Source organism: Lactobacillus sp. RTP31084st1_F9_RTP31084_210423 (genome assembly GCF_040919545.1).
Taxonomy (GTDB): domain Bacteria; phylum Bacillota; class Bacilli; order Lactobacillales; family Lactobacillaceae; genus Lactobacillus; species Lactobacillus paragasseri.
Window position 1 is genome coordinate 288,341 of record NZ_JBCOVH010000001.1, and the last position, 17,460, is coordinate 305,800.

At 35.8% G+C, this 17,460-nt stretch carries 18 protein-coding genes; 17 read left to right on the forward strand and 1 reads right to left on the reverse strand.

Going from position 1 to position 17,460, the window contains the following annotated elements:
* Position 1 precedes the first annotated feature (1 nt).
* Positions 2-130: a DUF4044 domain-containing protein gene (locus AB5359_RS01485; protein ID WP_003648594.1), complete on the reverse strand. Its 129-nt coding sequence runs from the start codon at positions 128-130 to the stop codon at positions 2-4.
* Positions 131-228: 98 nt separating this feature from the next.
* Between AB5359_RS01485 and AB5359_RS01490 the strand changes: the two genes are divergently transcribed.
* The 17 genes from AB5359_RS01490 to AB5359_RS01570 all read left to right on the forward strand — a co-directional run bounded on the left by AB5359_RS01490 (position 229) and on the right by AB5359_RS01570 (position 17,449).
* Complete coding sequence (locus tag AB5359_RS01490) at positions 229-564, forward strand: DUF3397 domain-containing protein (protein ID WP_003648595.1); 336 nt, start codon at positions 229-231, stop codon at positions 562-564.
* 180 nt (positions 565-744) lie between these two features.
* The gene (gene mraZ, locus AB5359_RS01495) at positions 745-1,176 is read left to right on the forward strand and encodes a division/cell wall cluster transcriptional repressor MraZ (RefSeq protein ID WP_003648596.1); all 432 of its coding nucleotides are present in this window, start codon (positions 745-747) and stop codon (positions 1,174-1,176) included.
* A gap of 5 nt (positions 1,177-1,181) precedes the next feature.
* Positions 1,182-2,129, forward strand: coding sequence for a 16S rRNA (cytosine(1402)-N(4))-methyltransferase RsmH (rsmH, locus tag AB5359_RS01500; RefSeq protein WP_048686454.1), 948 nt, complete (start codon positions 1,182-1,184; stop codon positions 2,127-2,129).
* A gap of 29 nt (positions 2,130-2,158) precedes the next feature.
* Positions 2,159-2,521 (forward strand): cell division protein FtsL, encoded by a 363-nt coding sequence (ftsL, locus tag AB5359_RS01505; protein ID WP_003647099.1) that lies wholly within the window; start codon positions 2,159-2,161, stop codon positions 2,519-2,521.
* Positions 2,521-4,671 (forward strand): penicillin-binding protein, encoded by a 2,151-nt coding sequence (locus AB5359_RS01510; protein ID WP_048686457.1) that lies wholly within the window; start codon positions 2,521-2,523, stop codon positions 4,669-4,671. Before ftsL ends, AB5359_RS01510 begins: the two co-directional genes overlap by 1 nt.
* A gap of 25 nt (positions 4,672-4,696) precedes the next feature.
* Positions 4,697-5,656 (forward strand): phospho-N-acetylmuramoyl-pentapeptide-transferase, encoded by a 960-nt coding sequence (mraY, locus tag AB5359_RS01515; RefSeq protein ID WP_048686459.1) that lies wholly within the window; start codon positions 4,697-4,699, stop codon positions 5,654-5,656.
* 7 nt (positions 5,657-5,663) lie between these two features.
* Positions 5,664-7,046, forward strand: a complete 1,383-nt coding sequence (gene murD, locus AB5359_RS01520; RefSeq protein ID WP_003648600.1) for a UDP-N-acetylmuramoyl-L-alanine--D-glutamate ligase — start codon at positions 5,664-5,666, stop codon at positions 7,044-7,046.
* Position 7,047: 1 nt separating this feature from the next.
* A complete protein-coding gene (gene murG / locus AB5359_RS01525) occupies positions 7,048-8,160 on the forward strand; it encodes an undecaprenyldiphospho-muramoylpentapeptide beta-N-acetylglucosaminyltransferase (RefSeq protein ID WP_003648601.1) in 1,113 nt (370 codons plus the stop codon).
* 18 nt (positions 8,161-8,178) lie between these two features.
* Entirely contained in the window at positions 8,179-9,033 is an 855-nt protein-coding gene (locus tag AB5359_RS01530; RefSeq protein ID WP_039156229.1) for a cell division protein FtsQ/DivIB, read from the forward strand.
* A 64-nt stretch (positions 9,034-9,097) separates the two neighbouring features.
* Positions 9,098-10,468, forward strand: a complete 1,371-nt coding sequence (ftsA, locus tag AB5359_RS01535; RefSeq protein ID WP_003648603.1) for a cell division protein FtsA — start codon at positions 9,098-9,100, stop codon at positions 10,466-10,468.
* Positions 10,469-10,487: 19 nt separating this feature from the next.
* The gene (gene ftsZ, locus AB5359_RS01540) at positions 10,488-11,861 is read left to right on the forward strand and encodes a cell division protein FtsZ (protein WP_039156234.1); all 1,374 of its coding nucleotides are present in this window, start codon (positions 10,488-10,490) and stop codon (positions 11,859-11,861) included.
* A gap of 18 nt (positions 11,862-11,879) precedes the next feature.
* Positions 11,880-12,314, forward strand: a complete 435-nt coding sequence (locus tag AB5359_RS01545) for a cell division protein SepF (RefSeq protein ID WP_003648605.1) — start codon at positions 11,880-11,882, stop codon at positions 12,312-12,314.
* Complete coding sequence (locus tag AB5359_RS01550; RefSeq protein WP_003647107.1) at positions 12,314-12,610, forward strand: YggT family protein; 297 nt, start codon at positions 12,314-12,316, stop codon at positions 12,608-12,610. The genes AB5359_RS01545 and AB5359_RS01550 overlap by 1 nt, the downstream gene beginning before the upstream one ends.
* A 1-nt stretch (position 12,611) precedes the next feature.
* Positions 12,612-13,409 (forward strand): RNA-binding protein, encoded by a 798-nt coding sequence (locus AB5359_RS01555; RefSeq protein ID WP_368279966.1) that lies wholly within the window; start codon positions 12,612-12,614, stop codon positions 13,407-13,409.
* A 4-nt stretch (positions 13,410-13,413) separates the two neighbouring features.
* Positions 13,414-14,205, forward strand: a complete 792-nt coding sequence (locus AB5359_RS01560; RefSeq protein WP_039156241.1) for a DivIVA domain-containing protein — start codon at positions 13,414-13,416, stop codon at positions 14,203-14,205.
* Between the two features lie 233 nt (positions 14,206-14,438).
* Positions 14,439-17,240 carry an isoleucine--tRNA ligase gene (ileS, locus tag AB5359_RS01565; RefSeq protein ID WP_048686462.1) on the forward strand — a complete coding sequence of 934 codons (2,802 nt, stop codon included), beginning with the start codon at positions 14,439-14,441 and terminating at the stop codon, positions 17,238-17,240.
* Positions 17,240-17,449, forward strand: coding sequence for a cold-shock protein (locus tag AB5359_RS01570; RefSeq protein WP_020807155.1), 210 nt, complete (start codon positions 17,240-17,242; stop codon positions 17,447-17,449). Before ileS ends, AB5359_RS01570 begins: the two co-directional genes overlap by 1 nt.
* Positions 17,450-17,460 lie beyond the last annotated feature (11 nt).

Consider the following 17,460-nt stretch of genomic DNA (forward strand, 5'->3'; position numbering starts at 1 on the left):
ATTAAAATTGAAAGACACCAGTTCCGATTAAGGCAGTAGCTACTACACCAAGAAGGGTAATCACTGCCATGAACCAGGCCATAACAATAGTTAATTTCTGAAATCCGGATTTTTTCTTACGTTTTCTCATAGCTGCCTCCTAAATTAATAATTCTAGTTTACCATGATTTTAATTATAATTTTATATTTAATTGAAATAGTTTAAAATAAACTTATTGGAGGTCTTTCATGAATTTTTTGCTTATCTTTTTAGTCCCTTTATGTGGGATCGTCGTTGCAGCTTTTTTAATGAAGTTATTTCCTAAGGCTCAATTTAGTGGTTATGATATTTTACCATTTTTTTTCATTGCAGCTTGTCAGCTCTTGACGCAAGAAACTAAGCAACCGTCATTTTTGCCTTATGGCTTTTTATTATATTTTATTTTGGTAGTAATTGTTTCTGTTTATACCGCTGTCAAGAATAAAAATATTTCTGTTGCAAAAACTTTGGGTACATTGTGGCACTATCTCGCTGCTTCTTCCATTGTTTGGTATGTGGGTCTCTTAATTTTGCTGTTATTATAACGTTTTTCCCCACTTTTTCTATTAAAAATCAAAGTGCTCTTATCCTTGTGATAAGGGCATTTTGTTTTGGATAAAATTATGATTATCATAAAATAACAGAATATCTAAATAAAAAGTGTAAAACTTGTGGTAGAAAGTGGGGAAGTGTGGTAAATTATTCATTGGAAAGGGGGCTAGACCATGTTCATGGGCGAGTATCATCATAATCTCGACAGTAAAGGGCGGCTCATTATACCGGCCAAATTTAGAGACGAGATTGGCGAGAAGATGGTATTTACTCGTGGAATGGAGGGCTGTATTTTTGGCTATCCAATCGAAGAATGGCAAAAAATTGAGGCTAAGTTAGCCAAACTTCCACTGACAAAGAGAAGTGCACGTAAGTTTACGCGTCTTTTCTACTCAGGTGCGATGGAGAGTGAGTTCGACAAGCAAGGACGTGTTAATCTGACCATGACACTGAAAGAGCATGCCGCACTCACTAAGGAATGTGTGATCGTTGGTGTTTCTAATCGAATTGAAATTTGGTCAGCAGAACGCTGGAATGATTTCTCAGAAGAAGCCAATGAGAACTATGACGATATCGCAGAAGACTTGGATGACATCGAGTTATAAAAATTATGAAATTCAAGCATAAAAGTGTGCTTTTGCACGAAACAATAGACAATTTAAATCCAAAAGATGATGGTCTTTATGTTGACGCAACTTTTGGTGGTGGCGGTCATGCCCGATATCTACTCAGTAAGTTGAATAGAGGAACAGTTATTGGATTTGATCAAGATGAATATGCAATTTCGATGGCAAAAGAAAGTTTTGCTGAGGAATTGAAACCAGGAGCTGAACCTAAATTAATACTGGTTCACGATAACTTCTGTCATTTGAAAGAAAATCTGGTAGAGCTGGGAATTTCAGATGGAATAGATGGTATATATTACGATCTTGGAGTTTCGTCTCCGCAGTTTGATCAACCTGAACGAGGTTTCTCTTATCGATTTGATGCTCGATTAGATATGAGGATGGATCAAAGCCAAGAGTTAGATGCCTATACAATTGTAAACACTTGGTCACAAAAAGAACTAAGTGACATTTTGTATAAGTATGGAGATGAAAAGTTTTCTCGTCAGATTGCTAGAAAGATAGTAGATCGAAGAAGAGAAAAACCGATTGTAACTACATTTGATTTGGTAGATGTAATTAAGGATGCAATTCCAGCATATGCAAGACGAAGTGGAGGGCATCCTGCTAAGAAGAGCTTTCAAGCAATTCGAGTTGCAGTTAACAATGAATTAGGTGTATTGCAAGAATCTCTTGAAGAAGCAATTAAGCTATTGAGACCGGGTGGTCGAATTAGTGTGATTACTTTTCAGTCTCACGAAGATAAAATCGTCAAAAAGATCTTTAAAAAGTATTCTGAAGTCGAGATACCACGCGGAATGCCGATGGTTCCGGCTGACAGTAAACCAACATTGCGATTAATTAGTCGCAAACCTATCATGGCAAGTAGTGATGAATTAGAAGAAAATAACCGCTCACACAGTGCCAAGTTAAGGGTTGCAGAGAAATTATAGTTTTTTAGTTAATATTTAAGGAGAAGAAGATGGCTGATAGCTCAGCAAGAAATTTAAATTATCAACAAAGTCAACAGCAGACTGAGCAGCCAAAGAAAGCAATTGTTCTTAATCCCAAAAGCGTTCCTTGGACAGCATTTGAAAAAAGTTTAGTCGTTCTAGGTTCACTTATTACATTAGGATTAATGATTTTATTGGTTTCAGCCAGCATTTCTGCTACTAGTGCCCAGCACCAGTTAGCAAATGTTGAGCAGACGATAATTTCTCAAAAGAGTCATAACACTGATCTTCGTCAGGAGATTGGTGAATTAACGTCAACTACTAGAATTAATAAAATTGCCCGTGATCAAGGCTTGCACTTGGTTGAGAGTAACATTAGGAATGTCCGTTAATGAAAAAGTTTAATAACTTAAATAGAAATAGATCCAAAGCCCACGGCTACCGCTTTACGGTGGGGAGAATCCTCCAGCTAGTCTTGGCTTTGGTTTTTCTTGTATTTATAGGTAGATTTTTATATATAGGTATTTCGAATCAGGTTGCTGGTGAGAATTTAAATAAGCGAGTAAATCAAATTTACCGGCGAAATGAAGTTCTAAAAGCGACGAGAGGAACAATTTATGATAAAAATGGTTTAACTCTTGCAGAAGATGCTCATGTTTTTACTGTATATGCAATTTTAGACAAGAGTTCAATTGATTATCATAATAAGCCAATGTATGTGACAAACAAACGTAAGACCGCACAAAAGTTGGCCGAGGTGCTTCCGTTAAGTGAAGAAAAAATATATTCATATTTGACGCCGAAGCATAAGGCTTTTCAGGTAGAATTTGGTTCTGCGGGTACTGGCTTAACATTGTCTCAAAAGAAAAAGATTGAGGCAATGAAGTTACCAGGAATTAAATTTGTTGAAACGCCATCTAGGCTTTATCCAAATGGTAATTTTGCTTCGCATATTATTGGCTTAGCTCAACCTCAAAAAAGTCAGGGAACAAGTAATTTAGTTGGTACTATGGGAATCGAGGCTTATTTTGACAAGCAGTTAGCGGGTAAAGATGGTTATCGTGAAGCATTTGTGGATGCGGAAAATTATCAATTACCTAATGGTCAAAAGACAACTCGTGCAACTCAAGATGGTGATAATATTTACTTAACGCTTGATTCAAGACTCCAAAGTTATTTGGAAGTTTTAATGTCTCAAGTACAAGATAAATATAAGCCGAAGGCGCTAACAGCAGTTGTAGAAGATATCAAAACTGGTAAAATTTTGGCTGCTTCTCAGCGTCCTACTTTTAACCCTCAGACCAAACAAGGTTTAGATACTTCTTGGCGTAATATACTAGTTCAAGATTCTTATGAACCAGGTTCAGTTTTTAAGGTCTTGACTTATTCAAGTGCAATTGAAAGTGGAAATTACAACCCTAATGAGCAATATAAATCTGGTGCAGTTACTGTTCAAGGATCAACAATTCATGACTGGAATAATAGTGGTTGGGGAAGTATTCCATTTAGCCAAGCATTTCCAAGATCAAGTAATGTTGGGTTTGTAAAGCTTGAGCAAAAGATGGGAGCTAAGACATGGAAAGAGTATTTAAATAAATACAGAATTGGCAAAAAAACAGGAGTAACCCTTCCTGGTGAAACAGCTGGAATTTTAAACTTTTCTACCCCATTAAACCAAGCAGTTACAGCATTTGGACAGGGTGTTAACGTTAATGCGATGCAAATGATGCAAGCATATAGCGCTTTAGCAAATAATGGACAAATGGTGAAGCCGCAATTTGTTGAGAAAATAGTTTCTCCTTCAGGAAAAGTAGTAGAAAAATTCCACCGTACAAAAGTTGGTGCTCCAATTTATTCTGCTAAGACAGCAAAAACTGTCTTAAAGGGAATGCAAGATGTCGTGAATGCATCTTATGGTACAGGGGCTGCTTATAAGATGCCAGGAAAGAGTATCGCTGTTAAAACTGGTACGGCTCAAATTGCTGGACCACATGGAGGATATTTAACAGGTGATAATAACTATATTTTCTCTGTAGTTGGTGTAACGCCTGCTAATAATCCACGCTATTGTGTTTATTTAACAATGAAGCAACCTCAAAAGATGTCTAAACCAGCAGAAACAATTCTTTCTTCTATTTTTAAGCCGATTATGAATCGTTTGATTTCTCTTTCAGATTCGACAGCAAAGGTTAACGAAAAAGTAACTGTTCCAGCTTTAACTGGTAAAAGTATTGAAAAAGCGAAAGAAGAGGCTAACAACGCTGGCGTTTCAATTGAGATTATCGGAACTGGCAAAACAGTTAGTCGTCAATCAGTTAGTGCCGGGGTAAAACAAGGTACGGATGATAAGATTTTCTTATTTACCGGTGGTCAAGTTACTTGCCCGAACATGATCGGGTGGACAGAAGCTGAGGTTAATAGCTTTATGACAACAACTGATATTCCAATTACAATTAATGGAAAAGGGAAAGTTACAAAACAATCTATTCCATCTGGAAAAGTAATTGATAAAAATAGTAAGTTATCAGTAAACTTGAAATAACAAAAAGTTAAAGGAGTAATACAAAATGCAGTTTTCTTTGATACCGTTCATTAGCAGTTTTGCTCTTACGGTTATCTTCTTACCGTTGTTTATTGGCTTTATGCGAATGAAACATGAAGGCCAAGTGATTAGAGATGAAGGGCCAAAATGGCATGAGAAAAAATCTGGTACCCCAACTATGGGTGGAGTTGTCTTCATGCTTGCCAGTGTTATTTCCACCTTATGGGTTTTAATTTGGCAGAAAGATTTAAATAAGACTACTTGGATTTTAATTATCGCTTTTTTAGGCTATGGAATTATTGGTTTCTTAGATGATGGAATTAAGTTATATTTCAAACGTAATTTAGGATTAAAAGCTTGGCAGAAATTGTTAGGTCAAATTATCATTGCTGCTTTGATTATTGCCCTAGCATTTAGCGATCATTTTGCCTTTGAATTATATATTCCATTTGCAGGAATGGTAAGAAATTCTTTCTTATTCAGTTTATTTGTACTTTTCTGGTTAGTTGGATTTTCAAATGCAGTTAATTTATCCGACGGCTTAGATGGTTTAGCAACTGGTTTATCTATTATTGCTTACGCAACTTATGCCTGGATTGCCTACCAAGAAAGAAATTGGGTAATTGTTGCATTTACTTTAAGTGTAATTGGTGGTTTAGTTGGTTTCTTTATTTTTAACCACAAACCAGCTAAAATTTTCATGGGGGATGCAGGTTCCTTAGCTCTTGGCGGAGGATTAGCAACTGTATCAATTTTCCTTCATCGGCCATGGTCATTACTTTTAATCGGAATTGTATTTGTTTTAGAAACACTCAGCGTTATTTTGCAAGTCATTTCTTTCCAAACTACTGGAAAAAGAATTTTCAAGATGACACCGATCCATCACCATTTCGAAATGCTTGGCTGGCCTGAATGGAAAGTTGATATTGTATTTTGGATTGTTGGTTTAATTGGAAGTATTATTTATTTAATTATCTGGGGTTAATTTTAAAATGAAAAAAATAAAAACATATGAAAATAAAAATATTTTAATTTTAGGTTTAGGAAAGAGTGGCTTTTCAGTAGCTAAACTTCTTTTAAAGCTAGGTGCTAAACTTACCTTAAATGATAAAAAGGACTTATCTAATGATGACCGCGCAGCCGAATTAGATAAATTAGGTGTTCGAGTTATTTCGGGACATCATCCAGTAGAGATTTTTGATAAGGAAAAATTCGACTATCTTGTTAAAAACCCCGGCATTCCTTATGAAAATCCAATGGTTGAAAAAGCGCTAAAACTAAACATTCCAGTTATCACTGAACCAGAGATTGCACTTAATGTAAGTGAAGCTCCATATGTTTGTGTTACTGGTTCAAATGGTAAAACGACTACTGTCATGCTCACACAAAGAATTATGGATCATCATTTATCTAAAAATGGTGGCCACGCTTATGCAGTTGGTAATATTGGTGTGCCAATTTCAGAAGTTGTCGAAAAAGCTACAAATAAAGATTTACTTGTAGTAGAAATGTCTAGCTTCCAATTGCTTGGTGTAACGGATATTAAGCCTAAAGTAGCAGCAATTGTAGATATTTACAACAATGTTCATCTTGATTACCATAAGACCTTTGATAATTATGTTGAAGCTAAACTAAGAATTACTCAATCCCAAGATCAAAACGATTATTTTATTGCTAACTTTGATCAAAAGAATATTTTAGACAGAGAATTAAAGAAAACTAAAGCTAAAGTCCAAACATTTTCTGAAACAGATAAGACAGCAGATTATTTTATTGGTGATGAATATCTTGAAAGTAAAGATGATCATCAAATTATGAAGATCAGCGATATTAAGATCCCAGGTATTCATAACCAACAAAATTGCCTAGTAGCAATTGCTATTTCTAAATTGATGGGTGCAGACGACAGTGATATTCAATATGCATTAAGTACTTTTACTGGTGCTACACACCGTCTGCAATATGTAATGACTTACAATGATCGTAAGATTTATAATGATTCAAAATCAACTAATATTGAAGCAGCTACAGTAGCTATTCCTTCGTTTAAAGAACCAGAAGTTTTAATTGCTGGTGGATTAGATCGTGGCTTTATGTTTGATTCTCTTGTCCCACTATTTAAAAAACATGTAAAATCAATTGTGCTTTATGGTGAAACTAAATATCTTTTAGCTGATGCTGCTCGTAAAGCTGGCATTAAAGATATTGTTATTGTTAATACTTTACAAGAAGCTGTTCCACGTGCATATGAACTGAGTGAAGCAGGAGATGTTATTTTGTTCTCACCAGCATGTGCTTCTTGGGATCAATTTAATACTTTTGAAGAACGTGGAGACTTTTTTGTAAAATTTATTAAGGAATTAAAGACTAAGTAAAATGAGAGTAATTTTTTCTGGTGGCGGAACTGGTGGCCACATTTATCCAATTATGGCGTTAATCGAGCGTTTGAAAGAACGTAAGTTAGTTACAAACGATGAGATCTTATTTGTTGGAACTGATCGTGGATTAGAGTCTAAGATCGTTCCCGCAGCTGGAGTTCCTTTTAGAACATTAAAAATCAAAGGATTTGATCGTAAACATCCTTTAAAGAACTTTGAGACAATTGAGCTCTTCATTAAAGCTACTAAAGAAGCCAAACAAATTATCAAGGATTTCAAGCCTGATGTAGTAGTCGGAACTGGTGGGTACGTTTCAGGTGCGATTGTTTATGAAGCAGCCAAAATGCATGTACCAACAATTATTCATGAATCTAATTCTGTTGTTGGATTAGCTAATAAATTCTTAGCGCATTATGTCGATAAAATTTGTTACACATTTGATGATGCTGCAAAGCAGTTTTCAGAAAAAAAGAAACTTGTTAAAACAGGAAATCCACGCTCTCAGCAAGTTCTGGGACTAAACAAAGAAAACGTTGATATTGCTAAAAAGTGGGACTTAAATCCTAATATGCCAACTGTTCTGATCTTTGGTGGTTCTCGTGGCGCTTTGGCAATTAATCAAATCGTTGAAAAATCTCTTCCAGAACTTGAAACAAAGCCATATCAAGTTATTTGGGCTACTGGGCAACTATATTATGGTGATGTCAAAAAGAAATTGGCTGGCAAGAAAATTAGCTCAAACGTGAAAATTGTACCTTATATTGATAATATGCCAGGTTTATTACCACAAATGACCTGTGTTGTAGCAAGATCAGGTGCAACTAGTTTGGCCGAATTTACTGCACTTGGAGTTCCTGTAATTTTGATTCCTAGTCCTAATGTAACTCATAATCATCAAATGAAGAATGCGATGGATATGGAAAAAGCAGGCGCTGCTCTAGTGATTGCAGAAGATGATTTGAATCCAAATAATTTTGTATCGTCGATTGATCATATTCTGCTGGATACAAATTATGCTAAACAGATGAGTGAAGCATCAAAGAGATTAGGTGTACCGGATGCATCCGATCAAGTAATTTCAGTAATGGAAGGTTTAATTAAAAACAAATAATGAAAGGAAGTGAGGTATGTGACCAAAAAGAAAGATAAAATAACCAAGAAAGATCCTAAAAAAGAATTATCGGGATGGATTGATTATAAAAATAAAGTTAATAATAATGAGAAAAAACGGGTCTCTGCCTCACTAACTAAATTGCAGGCTGAACGACGACATGCTTTGTTAACACGCTTGGGATTTATAATTCTTTTTTCATTATGCTGTATTTTGGCCTTGGGCTATTATGTATCTCCAAAAGCTAATGTAGCAAGTGTTCAGGTGAAGGGTGCACCCGAGTTAAATAGTAAGCAGGTAGTTAAAACTGCAAATATTTCTCCTGGAAATAAGATTGTATTTTGTTTACTAAAAGGAAAAGAATACAGTAAGCAATTGTCGGATGCTTTTCCTGAAATAGAAAAAGTACAGGTGAGTGTACAGAATACTAATCATTTAATTCTAACTATTAAAGAACGTCCAATTATTGGTTATATCCATGAAGGGATAGGTTATCGAAAAATTTTGGCTACAGGAAAAGTGGGTAGTCAGGTGATTGATAAAAACAAAATTGATAAAAATAAACCTTTATTCATTGGATATAATCAGAAAGTTTCTCTTAGCGAAGATATTAAGGTTTATGCCAGTCTCCCACAACATATTCGCGATCAAGTAAAGATGCTGAGTGGTGAAACGCGCAGACCGACACAGATCGTTTTAGTAATGAAAGATAATAATATAGTTATTGGAAATCTTTCAACAATTAAAAGCAAGATACAGTACTATGACAAAATCAAGAGTCAGCTTAAAGAACCGTCAGTAATTGACTTTGAAATTGGCGCTTATAGCAGGCCGCTAACACAAGCAGAAAAAGTAAAATTAGGGCTGACTTGAGATTAGTGAGAATGTAAGCCATATGTTAAAATTTATTGTATAGTTATGTTTTGGGGGCATTACCTTGGATAAAACTGATTTACTTGTAGGCTTGGATATAGGAACAACAAGCGTAAAAGCAGTTGTCGCAGACACTGCATCAAATGAAATGCAAATTATTGGTGCCGCAAATGGACCTACCAAAGGAATGCGGCATGGAAAAATAGTTGATATTGATCAAACTGCTGAAAGTATCAGTGCTGTTTTAAAGAAAGTAGCACAAAAGACAAATTCTAAAATTTATCGAGTAGTGACTGGAATTCCAGTAGGCTTATTACAATTGGAGAATGCAGTCGGATTAATTAATATTGAAGAAAATGGTAGAGAAGTTACAGATAACGATGTAAAACGTGTTTTAGTGACTGCGATCGATACTGCTTTAAAAGATGGTAGAGAAGCAATTGCTTTTTTACCTAATAAATTTTTAATTGATGGAAAAACGGATGTGGACGATCCAAGAAAAATGATCGCGCATTCTCTCGAAGTTCATGGCATATTATTAACTGCGCCTAGTGCCGACCTGCACAATATTCGCAAAGCTATTGAAAGAGCAGGGTATCAAAATAACTTCTTTGTTCCTACACCATTAGCAATTGCAAGTGTGGCTCTTGATGAAGGCGAGAGAACATTTGGAACAATTATTCTCGATTTAGGTGGAGGTTCAACGACAGCCACTGTAATTCACGAAAATAAGATTAAGTACGCGACAATTGATTTAGAAGGTGGAATTGATATCACCAATGATATCTCAGTTGTCCTGAATACATCTAAAAAAGAAGCTGAAAAGATCAAATTGCAATTTGGATATGCTGATCCAAGTTTAACTTCTAGTGACAATCAATTTCCAGTTAATGTGGTAGGCGAGAATGCTCCTAAGATGATTGATGAAGAGTATTTGAGTGAAATAATCAATGCTCGTCTTGATCAAACCTTTAGTCGAATTGGAAAGGGACTAAAGTCTCATGATGCATTTAGCCTGCCGGGCGGTGTTGTGATTACGGGTGGAAGTAGTGCACTTCAAGGAATTGACGATATTGTAAAAGACGATTTTGGCGTTAAAGCTCGAATTTTTCAACCTGACCAAATGGGACTACGGAATCCAATGTATGCAGCAGGCTATGGAGTAGTAAATTATGCTTATAGCTTGGCAGATATTGACTATTTAGTTAACAGCGTTATTTATGGAAATCAGGTTGCTACACCTGTTTCTAATCAATCTTCGTCTCAAGAAAATATGAAATTTTTCAAAAGACGTCTAACTCCTAGTGAAATGGAGCAGAAAGAAGATTATAATAAGACTAGTGCTACATCAACGGTCTCTACGTCTGAAGAGAATGATGATAATAAGAATAATAAAAAAGGAATCAAAGAATTCTTTAAGAAATTTTTTGATTAATAATAAGGTGGTTTAGTAAATGGATTTTACTTTCGATTCTGATGACAACAAAAATGCAGTCATTAAAGTAATCGGTGTTGGCGGTGCCGGTGGTAACGCCGTTAACCGAATGATTGATGAAGGAGTACAAGGTGTTTCTTTTATTGCTGCAAATACTGATGTACAAGCTCTTAATAGCAATAAAGCAGAAAACAAGATTCAGCTTGGACCTAAACTTACTCGTGGTTTAGGTGCGGGTTCTCATCCAGAGGTTGGTCAAAAAGCTGCCGAGGAGAGTCAACAGACAATTGAAGACTCACTTAAAGGTGCAGATATGATCTTTATTACCGCTGGTATGGGTGGTGGTACTGGTACTGGTGCTGCTCCAGTAATTGCTAAGATCGCACGTGAAACTGGCGCTTTAACTGTTGGAGTAGTTACTCGTCCATTCACTTTTGAAGGACCAAAGCGTTCAAAAAATGCGGCAGAAGGAATTGCTCAATTAAAGCAATATGTTGATACTTTAGTTATCATTGCTAATAATCGTTTGTTAGAAATGGTTGATAAGAAGACGCCTATGATGGATGCCTTTAAAGAAGCTGATAATGTTCTTCGTCAAGGTGTTCAAGGTATCTCTGATTTGATTACTTCAACTGACTATGTGAACCTTGACTTTGCTGATGTTAAGACTGTTATGGAAAATCAAGGTGCAGCCTTAATGGGAATTGGCCGTGCTAGTGGTGAAAATAGAACTGTTGAAGCTACTAAACTTGCTATTTCTTCTCCATTATTGGAAGTTTCAATTGATGGTGCTAAGCAAGTATTGCTTAACATTACTGGGGGACCAGATTTAACTTTATTTGAAGCTCAAGATGCTTCTGATATTGTTTCAAAAGCTGCTGGTGATGGAGTAAATATTATTTTTGGTACATCAATTAATGCAAACTTGGGCGATGAAGTTGTAGTTACAGTAATTGCTACTGGAATTGACTCAAAAGCAGAAGAAGAGGCTTCAAAACAACCAATGCGTCGCCCTTCACGTCCAAGCCGTCAAGAAGTAGTAAATCCAGAACCTGCAAAGAAGGAAGAAACTGAAACAGTTCCTTCACCAATGGAAACTTCAGAAGTTAAAGTTGAAAATACAGTTTCAAACGAAACTTCTGCTCCAGCTACTCCAGAAGTAAATGCAGAAAAGAAAGAATCTCAAGATACTTTACTTGACCCCACAAGCGTTTGGAAGCAAGATAGAAAAGAAAATAAGCGTCCACAACCTGTAGAAAATGAAGAAAAAGATGACGATGAGTTCGATTCATTTAGTTCAGACGACTCTACTAGCATTTCTCAAATCGAAACTAGTGCAGATGATGAATCAGACAATGATATTCCATTCTTCAAGCATCGTCGTCAGGATTAATATTTGGAGGAAAATATTATGGCTTTTGACAAATTAGGCAGATTTTTTGGTATTGCTGAAGATGATGAAATGAATGAAGCACCATATTCTGAAGCAGAACAACAAGGGGAAGAAGTTCCTCAAGCTCAAAAAAATGAGAGAAGAGCTAATGTTGTTTCTATCAATTCAGGCGTAGGTGCTACTAGCAAGATTGTATTGTACGAACCACGTGTATATTCCGATGCAAAAGAAGTAGCTCAAAATCTTCTCAATAACAAGGCTGTTATTATTAATTTTGCTCGTATGGATGATGAACAAGCACGTAGAATAGTTGATTTTATCACTGGTACTGTTTATGCCTTAAACGGTGAAATTCAGCGCGTTGGCGATAAAATCTTTTTGGCAACTCCACCTAAATTTGAAACTGATGGCAAAATTGCTGAATTAGTTGAAAAGAAAGATAAAATGGATTAATGATATTTTCAATTGTAGGCTGGATATTACGTATTATCTCTGATTTATTGAATATCTATAGCTTTCTGATTGTAATTTATACTTTACTAACTTGGATTCCAAGGTTACTTGTAACTAAAGTTGGTCGAGTATTAGGAAAAATCGTTGAACCTTATTTGGAGATATTTGAACGTTTCATCCCTCCAATAGCCGGAATTTCCTTTGCTCCAGTGGTAGCTTTATTAGTAATTTATTTTGTAAATAATTATGTTCTTTATTGGATAGCAAATATAATTAGGTACGTACTTATTAGATAAAATGGAAAAAAGACAAGCTAGTAGTTTTTATCAACATTTTGATGAAAGTGAAAGACCGACGGTAGATTATTTCGTCGGTCTTTTTAATCAATTCTTATTTAAAAATGAGCCAATTTTGACTGATTTCTTAAATCCTAGGGAACAATATATTTTTAGAGAAATTGTTGGTGGCTATGCACAATTGTATAGCTTTGGTGGTTTTTCAAATGCTGAAAAAAAGAGGCTGCTTTTATGCGATTGGATTCAAGCATATGAACCCTCAATGTTTAAAATTACACTTTTTGAAATTGCTTATCCGCACAAATGGGCTAAACTTACTCATAGTCAAATCTTAGGTGTCTTGCCCCATCTAGGTATTAAATTAGATACTTTTGGCGATATTATCAATGATGAGAATGGAACGTGGCAGTTTTTTGTTAAAACTGAATTGAAGAATTACTTCCTTGAACAAGTTACTCGTGTTGGTAGGACAAAAGTAAAGTTGCATGAATTTCCACTTTCAAAAGTTTTAGTGCAAGAAGATGATAGTAAAGAATTGAGTGTGATTACCATTTCTTTACGTTTAGATGCAGTGGTTAGCGCTGTTACTAATTTAAGTAGAAGCCAAGTTAAAAAGATGATTGAAGATGGTGAAGTAAAATTAAATTGGCATCTTGTAGCTCAATCTAATATAATTGTTTCTGTACAGGATATGCTTAGTATTCGCCATTATGGTAGATATGAGATTATTAATCTTACCACTACGAAGAAAGGTAAGAAACGACTTGAAATAAAGGCATGGCAAGCAAAGAAAAGGTGATAATATGACATTAACGCCAATGGATATTCATAATAAAGAGTTTGCAACTAAACTTCGTGGATATGATTCCAAACAAGTAGATAGTTTTTTAGATCGAATTGTTGATGCATATGGGGATGCACTTGACCAAATTGTTGATTTAAAAAATGAAAATGTTGAGTTAAAAAAACGTGTTGAAAAATATGACAAAGTAAAAGATTCGATTAATGAATCCTTAATTTCTGCACAAGAAAATGCTGAAGAAATTAAAAAGAAGACAAATGTCGAAGCTCAAGAAATTATCAAAAAAGCTAATCAAGACGCGGATGATATTCTTAAAAAGGCTCAAGATGATGGGGATAAAAAGAGAGCCGAACTTCAGAGCCAGTATGATACTTTGAATCATGATTATGATTTGCTTAAGGCAAAAGTTGAAGACTTTAGAGAAGCCGTTCAAGGAATGTTAAAGGATCAAGTTAAAGAATTAAGTGATTCTGATTGGCAATATTACTTAGATAAATATTATGGTCGTTCACGTTTGTATCCAGCAGATGGATCGCAACCAGTTGAAGATGAGTCAATTCCTGATGGTCCAATGGATAACGAAGTAGCACCACAAGAAAATGTTGTATCAGCTAATCCAGAGGTTGACAATAATGCGGTAAATGAAGTAAACTCTGTTCAAGAAAAGGAAGATAAGCCAGGTGTCTTGACCGGAGATAGTCCAGTTAAGGAAAGCATGCATGCTACAGAAGAAAATACCCAGCGGCGTGATGGTCCTGTAATTATTTTCCCGGATGATTTAAAAAATAACTAATTTAAGTCGACAGTACCAACAAGTAGACGATTTAGCGAGTTAGTGATGGTGAAAGACTAACACTTGTCGAAAGTTAATCAGCTGCCAATTGGCTTAAACGTTTGTCTGTGCGATACACAGATATAAGTGGAATGGAATAACTGTATTCTGTTGTTCTGTTCAAGTTAGGTGGTACCACGAGAAGCTTCGTCCTATTTGGGATGAAGCTTTTTTTATATAAGAAAGGATTTTTTATGAGAGTCAAAGATACATTGAATTTGGGCAAAACTAAATTTAAGATGCGCGGAAATCTTCCAGTGCGTGAAGCTCAATGGCAAAAAGAATGGGAAGAAAATAAATTATATGAACAAAGATTAAAGCTCAATGAAGGCAAGCCTCGCTTTGACCTTCATGATGGCCCTCCATTTGCTAATGGTAATATTCACATGGGTCACTCATTAAATAAGATCTCTAAGGATATTATCGTTCGTTTCAAGAATATGAATGGTTATTATGCTCCTTATGTTCCTGGTTGGGATACGCATGGTCTTCCAGTTGAACAGCAACTAGCTAAAAAGGGCGTTGATCGTAAAAGTATAGATCGCGCAAAGTATAGAGAACTTTGCCGTCAATTTGCTGAAGAACAAGTTAAGAAGCAAATGACCGACTTTAAGCGTTTAGGCGTAATGGCCGATTGGGATCATCCTTATATTACTTTACAGCCTAAGTTTGAAGCTGAAGAAATTAGAGTATTCGGCGAAATGTTCAAAAAAGGTTACATCTACAAGGGTAAGAAGCCTGTTTATTGGTCATGGTCAAGTGAATCAACTTTGGCTGAAGCAGAAGTTGAATACCATGATATTAAATCACCAAGAATCTATGTTGCTTTCCCAATTGAAGATGGAAAAGGAATCTTAGATTCAGATACTTCACTTGTAATTTGGACTACTACTCCTTGGACTATTCCAAGTAACGTCGGAATTACTGTAAATCCCAAATTTGATTATGTAGTTGTTGAAGTTAACGGTAAAAAGTATGTGATCGGTGCTGATCGCCTTTCAGCAGTTGCTGAGGATTTAGGCTGGAAAGACTATAAAGTTCTTAAGACCCTAAAGGGTACTGATTTCGACCGAATGACATATAGACATCCTCTTTATGGTAAGACTGGGTTAGGTCAATATGGTCTAGTTATGAACGATACCTATGTTACTGATGATGATGGTACTGGCTTAGTTCATAATGCTACTGGTTTTGGTGAGGATGACTACAATGTTGGTCGTCGTTATGGTTTGGCAGTATTTGGTCCAATGGATGCACAAGGTAGATTTACTAAAGAGGTGCCAGATCCTGACCTAGTTGGTATGTTCTATGATGATGCTAACAAAGTGGTGACCGATAAACTTGAAAAAGCTGGTGCACTCTTAAAACTTAGCTTCTTCACTCACTCATACCCACATGACTGGCGCACTAAGAAACCAGTTATCTATCGTGCAACTACTCAGTGGTTTGCTTCGGTTGATAAATTTAGAGATCAAATTTTAGCAGAAATTGAAAAAGCTAGCTTCATTCCAACCTGGGGTAAAACTCGTCTTTACAATATGATTAAAGATCGTGGTGACTGGGTAATTTCTCGTCAACGTGCCTGGGGTGTTCCACTTCCAATCTTCTACGCAGAAGATGACACACCAATTGTTACTCCGGAAACAATTGAACACGTTGCTCAAATTTTTGAAAAGGAAGGTTCTAATGCTTGGTATACTCATACTGCTGAAGAATTGCTTCCTAAAGGATTTAAGTCAGAGCATTCACCAAATGGTAAATTCAGAAAAGAAACCGATATTTTAGATGTTTGGTTTGATTCTGGTTCATCATGGGCTGGTGTAATGAAAGAGCGAGATGGTTTAGGATTCCCAGCAGACTTATACCTTGAAGGTAGTGACCAATATCGTGGTTGGTTTAACTCAAGTTTAATTACTTCAGTAGCTGTAACCGGTAAAGCTCCTTATAAACAAGTTTTATCACAAGGATTTGTGTTAGATGATAAGGGACACAAGATGTCTAAGTCATTAGGTAATGTAATCTCACCTAATGATGTGGTTAAGCAAATGGGTGCAGAAATTATTCGTTTATGGGTAGCCGGAGCAGATACTACTTCTGATGTCGCTGTTTCTCAAGATATCTTACGTCAGTCTGCTGAAAGTTACCGTAAGATTAGAAATACTATGCGCTTTATGCTCGCTAATACTACTGACTTTGATCCTAAGCAAAATTCAATTGCTTACCCAGACATGTCTGGTGTTGATCAATATATGGAAATCAAGTTGAATCGCTTGATTGAAGAAGCTATTGAAGCATACAATAAGTTTGATTTCAATAGTGTTTATAAGAAAGTATTTAGCTTTATTTCAAATGACTTATCTGCCTTTTACTTAGACTTTGCTAAGGATGTTCTTTATATCGATCCAGAAGACAGCGAAACTCGTCGTTCAATGCAAACTGTGATTTATGACGTTTTAGTTAAGTTAACTAAGTTGATGACACCAATCTTGCCACATACGATGGAAGAAGTTTGGGGCTATTTAAAGGAACCGGAAGATTACGTTCAACTTGCTAATATGCCAGAAGTAGAACATTTTGCTAATGAAGATGAAGTTCTAACAGACTGGAATGACTTTATGAAGGTTCGTTCTGATGTCTTGAAGGCTCTTGAAGAAGCACGTAGCGCTAAGGTAATTGGTAAGTCATTTGAAGCACACGTTACTCTTTACCCAACTGAAGAAACTAGAAAACTTCTTGATAAATTAAATGCAAATGTAAGACAGATTTTAATTGTTTCCGATTTAACAATCAGTGATGATCAAGCACCTGAAAATGCAGAAAAATTATCAACTGCTTCAATCGTGGTAGAACATGCAGCTGGTGAAGTTTGTCCAAGATGTCGTCGTACTACAACTGATGTTGGTAGTGACTCACGCTTCCCAGAATTATGTGCGCGTTGTGCAGCTATTGTAGCTGAAAACTTTCCTGAAGCAGAAAAAGAAGGCTTAGAGAAATAATGCGTAAGGGTACTGTTAAACAATTCGATTCGAATTCTGCGTACGGATTTATTGAGGATGATCTAACGCACTCATCTTATTTTGTTTTTTATAAATCGATTAAAGAAGAGGGTTATAAAAAGTTAAATGTAGGACAAAGAGTACGTTACCAATTAGCACAAGGAAAAAAGGGTCTACAATGTATCAACGTTTATGTTGATCATGACTAAAAGGAGAAATT

Bases quoted from the DNA above. Each gene is read 5' to 3' on its own strand.
- murD (WP_003648600.1), top strand. From the start codon at position 5,664: ATGAAAAAAATAAAAACATATGAAAATAAAAATATTTTAATTTTAGGT.
- AB5359_RS01555 (WP_368279966.1), top strand. From the start codon at position 12,612: ATGGAAAAAAGACAAGCTAGTAGTTTTTATCAACATTTTGATGAAAGT.
- ileS (WP_048686462.1), top strand. From the start codon at position 14,439: ATGAGAGTCAAAGATACATTGAATTTGGGCAAAACTAAATTTAAGATG.
- AB5359_RS01510 (WP_048686457.1), top strand. From the start codon at position 2,521: ATGAAAAAGTTTAATAACTTAAATAGAAATAGATCCAAAGCCCACGGC.
- AB5359_RS01485 (WP_003648594.1), bottom strand. From the start codon at position 130: ATGAGAAAACGTAAGAAAAAATCCGGATTTCAGAAATTAACTATTGTT.
- AB5359_RS01560 (WP_039156241.1), top strand. From the start codon at position 13,414: ATGACATTAACGCCAATGGATATTCATAATAAAGAGTTTGCAACTAAA.
- AB5359_RS01545 (WP_003648605.1), top strand. From the start codon at position 11,880: ATGGCTTTTGACAAATTAGGCAGATTTTTTGGTATTGCTGAAGATGAT.
- AB5359_RS01550 (WP_003647107.1), top strand. From the start codon at position 12,314: ATGATATTTTCAATTGTAGGCTGGATATTACGTATTATCTCTGATTTA.
- ftsZ (WP_039156234.1), top strand. From the start codon at position 10,488: ATGGATTTTACTTTCGATTCTGATGACAACAAAAATGCAGTCATTAAA.
- mraZ (WP_003648596.1), top strand. From the start codon at position 745: ATGTTCATGGGCGAGTATCATCATAATCTCGACAGTAAAGGGCGGCTC.
- ftsL (WP_003647099.1), top strand. From the start codon at position 2,159: ATGGCTGATAGCTCAGCAAGAAATTTAAATTATCAACAAAGTCAACAG.
- AB5359_RS01570 (WP_020807155.1), top strand. From the start codon at position 17,240: ATGCGTAAGGGTACTGTTAAACAATTCGATTCGAATTCTGCGTACGGA.
- AB5359_RS01490 (WP_003648595.1), top strand. From the start codon at position 229: ATGAATTTTTTGCTTATCTTTTTAGTCCCTTTATGTGGGATCGTCGTT.
- murG (WP_003648601.1), top strand. From the start codon at position 7,048: ATGAGAGTAATTTTTTCTGGTGGCGGAACTGGTGGCCACATTTATCCA.
- mraY (WP_048686459.1), top strand. From the start codon at position 4,697: ATGCAGTTTTCTTTGATACCGTTCATTAGCAGTTTTGCTCTTACGGTT.
- rsmH (WP_048686454.1), top strand. From the start codon at position 1,182: ATGAAATTCAAGCATAAAAGTGTGCTTTTGCACGAAACAATAGACAAT.